The sequence below is a fragment of the Salinimicrobium gaetbulicola genome (assembly GCF_042676025.1).
GTDB classification, from domain to species: domain Bacteria; phylum Bacteroidota; class Bacteroidia; order Flavobacteriales; family Flavobacteriaceae; genus Salinimicrobium; species Salinimicrobium gaetbulicola.
The window spans coordinates 588,979-601,514 of the sequence record NZ_JBHTJP010000032.1; the positions used below are offsets into that span (position 1 = coordinate 588,979).

The following is a 12,536-nucleotide window of genomic DNA, read 5'->3' on the forward strand; positions in this document are numbered from 1 at the left end:
ATGAAAACCAGGGTTTTGATGGTGTGTCTCGGAAATATCTGCAGGTCACCCCTGGCCGAAGGCATTTTAAAATCTAAAGTTGATTCAAATAAGGTTATTGTCGACTCGGCAGGAACCAGTAATTACCATGTAGGAGATTTGCCCGATGAGCGCTCGGTTTCCATTGCTAAAAAGAATTCACTCGATATAACTTATCAAAGAGGACGACAATTTACTACTGAAGATTTTGACAATTTTGACTTGATCTTTGTAATGGATATGTCCAATTATCGCGATGTGCTTTCCCTTGCCAGAACAGAAGAAGATCAAAACAAGGTTTCATTGATCCTTAACGAGATCTTTCCCGGGGAAAATGTTGAAGTGCCCGATCCTTACCATGGAGGCCATGACGGTTTTAAAAGAGTTTATGAAATGCTTAATGAGGCCTGCGAAGTAATTGCCCGTAAAATAGAAGATGATAGTGAATGACCCTTTTTTATATTCCGGAAAATTATATCTAATTCCAACCACCCTTGGAGATAATGATCCATTAGAAGTATTACCTGCCTCTGTTCAAAAACATATAGAAAGGATCGACACTTTCATCGTTGAGAATGAAAAGACAGCGAGAAGAGCCATTAAAAAACTGGTTCCCTCAAAATCTCAGCCTTCTTTAAAACTTTTCACCTTAAATAAGCACACAGATCCTGCGGATATTCCCTCTTTTCTAAAGCCTTGCATAGAAGGAACAGATGTTGGCCTTTTAAGCGAGGCCGGATGTCCGGGAGTTGCAGATCCGGGAGCCGAAATTGTAAAGATCGCTCATCGGGAAGGGATCAAGGTGGTACCACTTGTCGGCCCCTCCTCTATTCTTTTGGCTATGATGGGATCTGGAATGAACGGTCAAAATTTTGCTTTCAATGGCTACCTCTCAATAGATAAATCGGCTAGAAAGAGTGAGATCAAGAACCTGGAAAGACTATCGTTGGAAAAGAATCAGGCTCAACTTTTTATAGAAACTCCTTACAGGAACAATAAAATGCTGGAAGATCTGATCTCCATACTTCATCCGGCCACGAGGGTTTGTATAGCCTGCGATATTACATTAAGTACAGAATTTATTGTAACGAAACCCGTTTCGGAATGGGCTAAAACAAAAGTGGACCTTCATAAGAGGCCCACTATTTTTATACTGCAGAAGGATTTTTAATCTTCGCTTTTGCTTTCCTGTCAGGAACTACAAAAGAAGTATCATATCCCGCAAATTTTCTAAAGTAATGTTTTATGGAAGTTCCGAAGCCGTCATTAAAACTGAAAGCTCCACCGCTTCTCAAGTATTTTTTCACGTTTCCGGCACCCGCCAAGTGAGCAGCGGCCAGAATACCTGACTCTGTTATCTTAACGCCATTGATCACCTTGTCCTGGAAACGAGCAATATCCCTTCTAAGGATCCACTTGTTACGTGAGGTGTTAGCATAAAATGCAGCTTCCTGAAGATCGGGATTATTAAGAAAAAGATTAGTATCCTTGATCCCAATCATTTTAAGGGTACCTCTACCAAACTGGTATTTCCCCATATAACCAAAATCATTGATGATCTTGTAATCTCCACCCGATTCTTTAAACCCAAGAGCTTCCTTGAAAGCGATGTAGGATTTTCCAAGTTCAGGATAATTCCTGACCTCATCAAAAACAACTACATCCTGGACCCCGGGAACCGTAAAGTTTAGTTCCTGGTTAGCTACTGAAAACTCAGTAGCCAAATACTCTTTGACTTCTATAGCTTTCTTGGTTGAGAAGCTATAAAAAAATATAGAAGCTCCTAAAACTGGTAAAACTGAAAATTTTGCAATTTTCTTTTTCATCCTATTTTGTTTTGGTTGAAATAATCCTAAGATTATCCCAATTCGGCCGACAAATATATGATAAAATTTAATAAACTCATTGTCAGCATGTTAAACAATTCTTAAAGCAATTTTTGCTCTTCGAACAAGTATTAAGCACAGAACGTGCCAAAAATGAAACTGCACACCTTGAGTTAAAATTCAGTATACCAGAAACTTATCTGTTTATTTTTTGTTTGTTGATCCAACGCACATATTCGCGTTTATTGATATTGTGCTGAGAAAGTGTTTTGGAAAATTTATGATATCCAAAGTTCTCCACATCAACTACAAAGTAAAAATAATCGTGGTCCTCATAATTCAAAACTGCGTTTATTGAGGAAATATCAGGCATACTTATTGGGCCCGGAGGAAGTTCTTTATATAAGTAAGTATTATAAGGCGAATCAATTTTAAGATCCTTGTAGAGTACCCTTTTTATAACGGTATCAAAATCCTGCAACTTATCTTTCAAGGCATAGATCACGGTAGGATCTGCATCCAGCTTCCAGCCGTTATTCAGCCTGTTCATATAAACACCTGCAACCCGTGGTCTTTCGTCCACCTTAGCGGTCTCCTTTTGAACTATGGAAGCGACCACCATTACTTCGTGAGGTGTCAACCCGATCTCCTCTGCTTTCTGCAATTTTTCAGCTGTCCAGAAACGGTCATATTCTTTCTTCATTCGCTCCCTAAATTCTTCAGCGGAAGTATTCCAGAAGAATTCATATTTATTGGGAAGGTACATGGAAAGGGCATTGTTCTCGTTAAAGTTATTGGCGGCCAAAAACTCAGAATCTCTCATTGCCTGTAATAATTCTGTACTATCGGCCTCAATTTGGACTGCTACCCTACCCGCAAGATTCTCCAGTCTTTCCTGGTTATTAAAGGTTACCCACACCGGAATATTTCGGCTGCGCAACACATTGATCATTTCGTTATTGTTCATACCTTTTTTCAGAATGAACCTTCCCGCCTTTATATTAGCCGTGTACCCTTTTCTTTTAGCTACCTGATCAAATTCAGCAATATTATCGACCAAAGGCTCTAATTGATCCCGAACTTCAGAATAATCTGATCCGGTTGGGATATAAACATTTACTTTTTCCTCTGAAAAAGCAGTATTTGGAGAAAAGATCACATCATATATATAATATGAGAATCCGGCTAAAGCTACGATGCCTAAAATGGCAATAACGACTAATATTTTTCTAATGTACATCCTTGTTTATCAACTGATATAAAAGTTCATCTTTAAAGGTACCGTTTACCAATACCCAATCTTTTTTATGTGCGGTCTTTATAAAACCGGCTTTTTCGAATAAATTCTGACTTGAAATGTTATCTATTCCAACATTCGCGTATACCTGGTGAAGTCCCAGTCTGATAAAACTATATTTACGCAGAAGCTTAAGAGCCTCAGAAGCAAAACCTTTTTGGCGATGGTTTAGGTTCTTTATTACGATCCCAACAGCAGCCCGACGATGTTTTGGATCAAAATCAAATAGATCAATAAAACCTGCAGGTGTGCCATCATGTTCGCAAATGACCAGCCTTAACTGTTTTACTTCATAAATATCCTTGTGGGAGTTCTCAAGATATTGCCTGAGAATGAATTTGGAAAAAGGTGCGCTGGTAGAACTAACTTCCCAAAATTCCTCATCATTTTCTACTGAAAAAAGAAATTCAAGGTCGTGAGGCTCCAGAGCCCTTAGAAATATTTTGTCTCCTTTAAGCGTTAACATTCACAATTCCTTTAAAGACCTGTTTGGCCGGCCCGGTTAGCCAAATATTCTGAAAACGGGTTTCCTCAGGCTCAAATGAAACTGTCAACATACCTCCTTTGGTTTCAAGATGGACCGTATAAGAATCAACCTTCCCAGATGCATAGGCCGCCAATGCGACAGCAGTTACGCCAGTTCCACAGGATAAGGTTTCATCCTCTACTCCTCTTTCATAGGTGCGAACCTTAAAATTAACTTTATCAAGCATCTCGACAAAGTTTACGTTTGTCCCTCCTATTGAACTATATTCATTTGAATAGCGAATGGCAGCTCCTTCAGCTTTCAGATCAATGGAATCAATATTTTCGGAAAAAATTACATGATGAGGAGACCCGGTATTTAGAAAAAAAGCATGATCCTTCTCTTCCACTCCTTCAACATTGGTCATCTTAAGTCCTATCAATTCATTTTCGATAGTTGCCTCATGAAAGCCGTCAATTGCTGTAAACGAAGCTTTATCCTTTACGATCCCAAGAAAATTCGCAAATGCCACGATACATCTCCCTCCGTTTCCGCACATAGAACTCTCGCGGCCATCGGCATTGAAATAGACCATTTTAAAATCGTCATTAGCATTGTCCGGTTCCTCTAGCAATATCAGGCCGTCAGCACCTATGCCAAATTTTCTGTCACAAAGACTTTTTATTAAATTGGTATTGTTTTTGGATAAAATTCCCTGGCGGTTATCGACCATCACAAAATCATTTCCGGTTCCCTGGTATTTATAAAAAGTAAGTTCCATCAGGCAAGAATTAAAGAGCCAAAGATACAATAAACAACGAAAACTGTACAGGATTCTGTACTGCTTGTAAGCAATAAAAGTTTTAAAAATTAAGTTTAATCAAAAAGAAAAAATAACACTGGACCATGAAAAAATTTTTTAGTCTTTTGATTGTTTCCGCTTTAGGAGGTGCCCTATCTTTAGGTAGTTATGTTCTTTTTTTTGATGATGAACCAGTCTACCTCGAAGAAACACCAAGTATTCCCGATTACACGCCTGTTAACTTTGAGTCCGTCCCCGGCTCAAGCATGGCTGACTTTTCCGAAGCCGCAAACGAATCTATACATGCTGTAGTACACGTTAAAAATATGGCAATTACCCGAAATCCTTTTTCGAACAGCAGAACTGGAATAGCTCTTCAGGGAACGGGATCAGGGGTAATCATCTCTCCTGACGGTTATATTGTAACCAACAACCACGTGATCCAGAATGCCAGTGAAATTCAGGTTACCTTGAATAACAATGAAAGTTATATGGCCAAGGTAATAGGAACCGATCCTAAAACTGACATTGCCCTACTAAAGATCGATGCCGAAGACCTTGATTATTTACCTTTCGGGGATTCCAATAACACCCGTATTGGGGAGTGGGTACTGGCGGTTGGAAATCCGTTTAACCTCACCTCTACTGTGACTGCCGGGATCATCAGCGCCAAGTCTCGTGATCTGGGAATGGATTCCAATATTTCCTCCTTTATTCAAACCGATGCTGCCATTAACCCGGGAAATAGTGGAGGCGCGCTGGTAAATATCCACGGAGAATTAATAGGTATTAATACCGCTATCACTTCACAAACCGGTAGTTATGTAGGTTACGCGTTTGCAGTTCCATCAAATAACGCCCGAAAGATCGTGGAAGATATCCTGGAATTTGGGGATGTTCAACAGGGCATTCTTGGTATTCGAGGAGTTCAGGCTTCAAGATTACCTGCCGAAATGGAGATCAATATTACCGAAGGGGTTTATGTTGATTATGTAGAACAAGGCAGTGGAGCGCATAAGGCAGGTATTCAAAAAGGGGATATCATTAACAGAATAGACAATGTGAACATTAGAAAATTTTCAGATCTGAAAGGCTATATTGATTCAAAACGCCCCAATGATGTGGTCGAAGTACAGGTATTACGTGGAAATGATGAGAAAGTTCTGGATGTAAAACTTACAAAATATGAAACTTACCAGATCAAGGCTATTGGACTGGAAGTGACCAATGCGAACCCTGAAGACCTAAAAAGAAATAAAGTTGACCACGGAGTAAAGATCACAAGGGGCCTCACTCCTCAAATGCAGAACGAGAGCCTAGCAGGAACTTTGATCACCGCTATCGACAATATTCCGGTCAAAAATATTGACGATGTGAAGAGAGTGATGTCAGGAAGAGATCCTTCAGATCCTATTAGTGTCACCTTTATAGCTCCAAACGGGGAAAAACAAAAATACGTTTGGCGTTAGGCAAGATAAACTTGTTCAAAAAATGCACTAAAAGCTACCTCAAAAAGGGTAGCTTTTTTTTTACGGAAATACCTTTACGAAAACGTTTGAAATATATTATTTTTGCACCGATTTTAACATTCAACACAACTCTTGTAAAAATGAATTCAATCGAAGTTTACGAAAAAGAATTAGCATTCCAGGCAGACCGTCGTCGTGCCGCGGTGAGGTTTATCAAAACCGTAAGTGACCTGTGGTATGACAAGTCTATTGAACTGGTCCTTTTCAGGAACCAGTTAATTGACCGAAACGTGAGTGATATACTAGATCTTCACGAGTATGCCGGAGAATTTGTTCAAAAACCTATTTCGATATTTGATTCGGTAGAAATAGCAGAAGCAATTAAGAATCTTGATTTTCCTTCAGCTAAACTGGACATAGGTAAATTGACCTTTGAGTACCATCTCGAGGATCAAAAATATGCGAATGCGACCGCTTTTGTTTCAGAAAAGCTTAAAGACGCAAAGCAATCAGAGGAGATCACCCCTAAGGATGTCGTACTTTATGGCTTCGGAAGAATTGGGAGATTACTGGCTCGTGAGTTAATGACCCGTACCGGGAAAGGAAGCCAATTGAGACTTCGCGCTATTGTAACCCGCGGAAAAATCGATCAGAACACTCTAGAAAAAAGAGCTTCCCTGCTGAAGAATGATTCGGTTCACGGAGATTTCTCAGGAACGGTTTCTATTAATGCGGATAAACAATGCCTTGTGATCAACGGGACTACGGTACATATGATATCTGCCAATAATCCTGAGGAGATCGACTATACACAGTATGGTATAAACGATGCCTTGATCATTGACAACACAGGGGCCTTTAGAGATGATGAAGCTCTGAAAAGACATTTAACTTCTAAAGGAGCCAGCAAAGTCCTTTTAACCGCACCAGGCAAAGGTATTCCAAATATAGTTCATGGGGTAAACCATAAAGAACATGACCCGGATGAAGTATCTATTTTCTCTGCAGCGTCTTGTACAACAAATGCCATTACTCCGGTATTAAAAGCTGTGCAGGATTCGTTAGGAGTTGACCATGGTCACCTTGAAACCATTCATGCCTACACCAATGACCAAAACCTGGTTGACAACATGCACAGCAAATATAGACGAGGCCGTGCTGCCGCTCTTAACATGGTTATCACCGAAACAGGTGCCGGAAAAGCAGTTTCCAAGGCACTACCTGTGTTTGAAGGAAAACTAACATCCAACGCCATTCGCGTTCCTGTACCAAATGGATCTTTAGCCATCTTAAACCTGGCAGTAGAAAACCCAACCAGCAAAGAGGGTATCAACGAGATCATTAAAAATTATGCTTTGGAAGGTGACCTGGTAGAACAGATCAAGTATTCTATGGACAATGAGCTAGTTTCATCAGATATCGTAGGTTCTGCACAGCCTTCCATCTATGACAGCAACGCCACCATTGTCACTGAAGATGGTAAGAACGTGATTCTTTACGTCTGGTATGATAATGAATATGGATACAGCCACCAGGTTATCAGGCTGGCAAAATATATAGCTAAGGTTAGAAGATTTACTTATTATTAGGATTTATTCAAACCTTAAATAATCCAAAAACCCATCTTTTAAAAGGTGGGTTTTTTTATTGGTTCAAAAAGGCAATTTTATTTCAAAGTTTCAAGGATCTAAAGTGATGAAAATGAACAAATAACTACTCATAAAAAAATTAACTTTTAACATGGATGAAAGCTTTATTTATTCGTAATTTTGCGGCCTCATTAAAAAGAACTGGCCTACAGATTCACAGTTAGTTAAGTGTGAAAAAAAAGTGAAAATTTTCACAATATCCTGATTCTGGTCTCGTTCTGATAGTGTTCAAAAAAAATTATAAAAACTATGAAAAAACTATTATTCGCCTCAATTTTTACCTTTTGTTTTTCTGGTGTTGGATTTGCCCAAAATTCTGATGAAACTACTATCGACGAAAAATTCGCCGAATTGATCACTAACTCTAACAACTTTAAGGGATACAAAGTTGTTGACACCGGGGAACTTACTACCCTTCAAAACCTTACTTCTAAAAGGATTGCAGACTTAAAAGAAGAGATCGCTGCTAACAAGGAGGCAACCCTTGCTTTCAAACAAAAGATCGCTACGCTAAAAACCGATCTTGAAACTATGGAAGCAAAACTGGAACAGGTTTCTGCAGAAAAAGACGCCATTACTTTCTTAGGTTTACCTTTCAGCAAAGCTTCATACCAAACCACCATGTGGGGAATCGTTGGGATCCTTGTCCTTGCTCTTGGCTTATTTATCGTTCGTTTCAAAAAGAGTAACGTTCACACCCAGGAAGCCAGAAAAAATCTTACTGAACTGGAAAAAGAATTTGACGCATACCGCACAAAAGCTCTTGAGAAAGAACAGCGTCTTGGCCGTCTTTTACAGGACGAGAAAAACAAGCAAATGAAACTTGCTAAATAAGTTTCTCAAAACATTTACTTTATTGGTTAGCTGATAAGGCCTGCTATAATTACATTTGCAGCACTATAACAGGCAAACTTGCCGAATCATTTCGTTATGCGCATTGACATAATTACCGTTGTTCCCGATATCCTGAAAAGCCCTTTCGAAGCCTCTATTTTAAAAAGAGCGATCGAAAAAGGCCTGGTTGAGGTACACCTTCATAACCTGAGGGACTATGTAACCGATAATTATAAACAGGTGGATGATTACCAGTTTGGGGGAGGCGCAGGAATGGTAATGATGATAGAACCTATTGACAAGTGCATTTCTGCTTTGAAAGCTGAAAGGGAATATGACGAGGTCATTTACATGACTCCAGACGGAAAGACACTGAACCAGGGAACAGCAAACGAACTATCATTAAAAGAGAATATCATTATTCTTTGCGGCCATTACAAAGGAGTAGATCAAAGAGTGCGCGAGCATTTTATTACCAGGGAGATCTCTGTAGGAGATTATGTTCTTTCAGGAGGAGAACTGGGAGCAGCCGTTCTTTGTGATGCGGTAATTAGATTATTACCCGGAGTTTTAGGAAATGAAACTTCCGCATTGACCGATTCTTTCCAGGATAATCTACTCGCTCCGCCTATCTATACCCGTCCTGCGGAATACAAAGGTTGGAAAGTACCGGAGATCCTTACCTCCGGAAATTTCCCGAAGATAGAAGAATGGCGGGAGGAACAGGCTTATGAACGCACAAAAAGACTACGCCCTGACCTGCTGGAAGATGAAGGAAAATAAATTTTCCCATTTGGGCATCGGCATTAAAATATTTTTATAATTTTGCACACGTTTCTAAACCAACCTCTGGCGAAAACCGTGAACGTTGCTTTAGACTTTATATTTAAACCATTATTGATATGGAATCGTTAGTTAAATTTGTACAAGACGAGTTTGTTACTAAAAAGGATTTCCCTGAATTTTCAGCCGGAGATACTATTACTGTTTATTACGAAATTACAGAGGGTGCTAAAACCCGTACGCAGTTTTTCCGCGGAGTTGTAATTCAAAAAAGAGGAACCGGAGCTTCTCAAACTTTTACAATCCGTAAAATGAGTGGTACTGTTGGTGTAGAGCGTATTTTCCCTCTAAACCTTCCTGCGCTTCAAAAGATCGAGATCAACAAGCGTGGTAAAGTACGTAGAGCAAGAATCTACTACTTTAGAGAACTTACTGGTAAAAAAGCCCGTATCAAAGAAAGAAGAAGATAATCTATTTAAGATATCCTTTCAAAAAGCCCCAAATTTGGGGCTTTTTTTATGCAGTATTTTCTTAAATTTCTTCCGGGTAAATTTTAGCATTTATTTCACAACTATTTGATAACTAATAAGTTGCATTTAAGTGTGTTTTTCCTTATATTTATAAGTGAATTTTAAAAGGGTTAGAATGTCGCAAGGAATTCACTTTTAAAATTTACTAATGCAAAGATCTTTACATTAGTTTTTATCATTTTTTACCGTTCTTTAAATAGTTTAATTTGGTAAAAACACCTTGAAGCAATTTATACACACTCTTTTGGGACATATAAATTGTTTCAGATGAAATAACGTTTTGCTTGTGAAATGATGAAAAGTTTTACGCAGAACTAAAAGGTTCAGCAAAAATGTTATTTCATTAGGAAGCCATTTCATTATATACTTATAGTGAAATGGCTTTTTTTATGCTAAAAATTAGATCTTCTCCCCGCTTCTTCCCCACTATATCTATGAAAAAACCTTTAAAAATGGTAAATTGCGCACACTTTACTGAAAAAAATTAATACATACCATATGACACAGAAAACCAAGATCATCTACACCAAGACTGACGAGGCTCCAGCCCTTGCGACATATTCTTTACTTCCAATTGTACAGTCTTTTACCAAACCCGCAAATGTGGATCTTGAAACCAAGGATATTTCCCTGGCAGGACGCATACTTTCTCAATTCCCTGAGAAATTGACCGCCGACCAAAAAGTTGCTGACAGCCTGGCTGAATTAGGAGATCTTGCTAAAACACCGGAAGCCAATATTATCAAACTTCCAAATATCAGTGCTTCCATACCTCAATTAAAAGCAGCGATCTCAGAACTTCAGCAAAAAGGATATTCGCTTCCTAATTACCCTGATGAACCAAAATCTGAAGAAGAGAAAGCCATAAAAGCTAAATATGACAAGGTAAAAGGTAGTGCTGTAAACCCTGTGTTACGTGAAGGAAATTCAGACAGGAGAGCTCCTAAGGCTGTAAAGAATTACGCCAAAAAACACCCTCACTCTATGGGGGAATGGGCATCAGACTCTAAGACACATGTAGCTACCATGGGGAAAGACGACTTTTACTCTAATGAGAAGTCCGTTACCCTTTCTGAAGACACCAAAGTAAATATCCAGCTTGTAAATGCTTCAGGAAATGCGACCGTACTTAAAGAAGGTCTTAAACTTTTAAAAGGAGAGATCATCGACGGTACTTTCATGAATAAAAAAGCGCTTGTGAAGTTCCTTGAGGAGCAGGTAAAAGACGCTAAGGATAAAGGAGTGCTATTCTCACTTCATATGAAGGCTACAATGATGAAGGTTTCAGACCCTATCATTTTTGGCCATGCCGTAAAGGTATTCTTTAAAGACATTTTTGATAAATATGCTTCAGATCTTGAAAATGCAGGTGCAGACCCAAACAGTGGTTTAGGCGATGTATTGAGTGCCATTTCTAATCTTCCGGAAGATAAAAGATCTGAAATAGAGGCTGCTATAAAAGCCGATATTAATAATGGTCCTGACCTGGCAATGGTAAATTCAGATAAAGGAATTACAAACCTTCACGTACCAAGTGATGTGATCATTGATGCTTCTATGCCGGCCATGATCAGAACATCAGGGCAAATGTGGAATGCCGAAGGTAAAACACAGGATACCAAGGCCGTAATACCAGACAGTAGTTACGCCGGGGTGTACCAGACTACCATTGAATTCTGTAAAAAGAACGGGGCATTCGATCCAACCACTATGGGAACTGTTCCTAATGTTGGACTAATGGCTCAAAAAGCTGAAGAATATGGTTCGCATGACAAGACCTTCGAAATTTCTGAAGATGGTCGTGTGCAGGTAGTAAATGCAGAAGGAGATGTTCTTATGGAGCACAGCGTTGAACAAGGCGATATCTGGAGAATGTGTCAGACAAAAGATGCGCCTGTTCAGGACTGGGTGAAACTAGCGGTGAACAGAGCAAGAGCTACCGGGACGCCAACCATTTTCTGGTTGGATAAGAGCCGGGCTCATGATGCCGAACTAATCAAAAAGGTGAATGAATACCTTCCTCAGCATGATACTTCAGGACTTGACATCAGGATCATGTCTCCCGAAGAAGCTACTCAATTTACTTTAGAAAGACTTAAAGACGGAAAAGACACTATTTCTGTAACAGGTAATGTATTGAGAGATTACCTTACTGACCTCTTCCCTATTCTTGAACTGGGAACCAGCGCAAAAATGCTTTCTATCGTTCCTCTTATGAATGGCGGCGGGTTATTTGAGACCGGTGCAGGTGGATCTGCTCCAAAACATGTACAGCAGTTCGTGGAAGAAGGTCATTTAAGATGGGATTCTCTGGGAGAGTTTTTAGCACTTGCTGTTTCATTAGAACATCTTGGAGAAAAGTACGGGAATAAGAAGGCTTTGGTACTTTCGGAAGCTTTAGATAAGGCTACGGAAGAATTTCTTGAAAAGGATAAATCTCCATCCAGAAAAGTGAACGAACTTGATAACCGCGGAAGTCATTTCTACTTAGCATTGTATTGGGCGGAAGCTTTATCTGAACAGGAAAAAGATGCCGAACTAAAAGAAATTTTCTCAAAAGTAGCCAAAGAGCTAAAGGAAAATGAAGATCAAATCCTTCAGGAATTAATCGATGCTCAGGGAGCACCGGTAAATATTGGCGGGTACTATAAACCTGAAGAAGATCTTACAAGTAAAGCGATGAGACCTAGCGAAACGCTTAACAAGATCCTTAACGGGAAGTAGTTTCTATTTTGATTTATTATAAGAGAGCCGGAAAGTTTTTCCGGCTCTTTCTTTTCATAATAGTTTGAAGTAAAAAAGATTCAAAATAAAACCTGCTTAATAGATAAACAGGTTTTTTTTTGCGATTGTCATAAGAAA

Annotated in this window: 12 protein-coding genes; 8 read left to right on the forward strand and 4 right to left on the reverse strand. The window is 39.3% G+C overall.

Going from position 1 to position 12,536, the window contains the following annotated elements; genetic code table 11:
* Together ACFQ1G_RS04095 and ACFQ1G_RS04100 are read left to right on the forward strand one after the other, a co-directional pair.
* Entirely contained in the window at positions 1 to 468 is a 468-nt protein-coding gene (locus tag ACFQ1G_RS04095; protein WP_380736999.1) for a low molecular weight protein-tyrosine-phosphatase, read from the forward strand.
* Positions 455 to 1,189 (forward strand): SAM-dependent methyltransferase, encoded by a 735-nt coding sequence (locus ACFQ1G_RS04100; RefSeq protein WP_380737000.1) that lies wholly within the window; start codon positions 455 to 457, stop codon positions 1,187 to 1,189. The genes ACFQ1G_RS04095 and ACFQ1G_RS04100 overlap by 14 nt, the downstream gene beginning before the upstream one ends.
* Here the strand turns inward: ACFQ1G_RS04100 and ACFQ1G_RS04105 are convergent.
* The 4 genes from ACFQ1G_RS04105 to dapF form a co-directional block, all read right to left on the reverse strand.
* Complete coding sequence (locus ACFQ1G_RS04105) at positions 1,167 to 1,844, reverse strand: peptidoglycan-binding protein LysM (RefSeq protein ID WP_380737001.1); 678 nt, start codon at positions 1,842 to 1,844, stop codon at positions 1,167 to 1,169. The genes ACFQ1G_RS04100 and ACFQ1G_RS04105 overlap by 23 nt on opposite strands.
* A 196-nt stretch (positions 1,845 to 2,040) precedes the next feature.
* Complete coding sequence (mltG, locus tag ACFQ1G_RS04110; RefSeq protein WP_380737002.1) at positions 2,041 to 3,084, reverse strand: endolytic transglycosylase MltG; 1,044 nt, start codon at positions 3,082 to 3,084, stop codon at positions 2,041 to 2,043.
* On the reverse strand, positions 3,074 to 3,607 hold the full coding sequence (locus ACFQ1G_RS04115) for a GNAT family N-acetyltransferase (RefSeq protein WP_380737003.1): 534 nt from the start codon (positions 3,605 to 3,607) through the stop codon (positions 3,074 to 3,076). The genes mltG and ACFQ1G_RS04115 overlap by 11 nt, the downstream gene beginning before the upstream one ends.
* Positions 3,594 to 4,388 carry a diaminopimelate epimerase gene (dapF, locus tag ACFQ1G_RS04120; RefSeq protein WP_380737004.1) on the reverse strand — a complete coding sequence of 265 codons (795 nt, stop codon included), beginning with the start codon at positions 4,386 to 4,388 and terminating at the stop codon, positions 3,594 to 3,596. Before dapF ends, ACFQ1G_RS04115 begins: the two co-directional genes overlap by 14 nt.
* Positions 4,389 to 4,513: 125 nt before the next feature.
* Here dapF and ACFQ1G_RS04125 point away from each other — a divergent pair, with 125 nt between their 5' ends.
* The 6 genes from ACFQ1G_RS04125 (at position 4,514) to ACFQ1G_RS04150 (ending at position 12,398) form a co-directional block, all read left to right on the forward strand.
* Positions 4,514 to 5,878, forward strand: a complete 1,365-nt coding sequence (locus ACFQ1G_RS04125; protein ID WP_380737005.1) for a S1C family serine protease — start codon at positions 4,514 to 4,516, stop codon at positions 5,876 to 5,878.
* Positions 5,879 to 6,018: 140 nt separating this feature from the next.
* Positions 6,019 to 7,467: a glyceraldehyde-3-phosphate dehydrogenase gene (locus ACFQ1G_RS04130; RefSeq protein ID WP_380737006.1), complete on the forward strand. Its 1,449-nt coding sequence runs from the start codon at positions 6,019 to 6,021 to the stop codon at positions 7,465 to 7,467.
* Between the two features lie 309 nt (positions 7,468 to 7,776).
* A complete protein-coding gene (locus ACFQ1G_RS04135; protein WP_380737007.1) occupies positions 7,777 to 8,361 on the forward strand; it encodes a PspA/IM30 family protein in 585 nt (194 codons plus the stop codon).
* 96 nt (positions 8,362 to 8,457) lie between these two features.
* Entirely contained in the window at positions 8,458 to 9,144 is a 687-nt protein-coding gene (gene trmD, locus ACFQ1G_RS04140; protein ID WP_380737008.1) for a tRNA (guanosine(37)-N1)-methyltransferase TrmD, read from the forward strand.
* Between the two features lie 119 nt (positions 9,145 to 9,263).
* Positions 9,264 to 9,614, forward strand: a complete 351-nt coding sequence (rplS, locus tag ACFQ1G_RS04145; RefSeq protein ID WP_093112404.1) for a 50S ribosomal protein L19 — start codon at positions 9,264 to 9,266, stop codon at positions 9,612 to 9,614.
* A 558-nt stretch (positions 9,615 to 10,172) separates the two neighbouring features.
* Positions 10,173 to 12,398: an NADP-dependent isocitrate dehydrogenase gene (locus ACFQ1G_RS04150; protein ID WP_380737009.1), complete on the forward strand. Its 2,226-nt coding sequence runs from the start codon at positions 10,173 to 10,175 to the stop codon at positions 12,396 to 12,398.
* Positions 12,399 to 12,536: the final 138 nt, after the last annotated feature.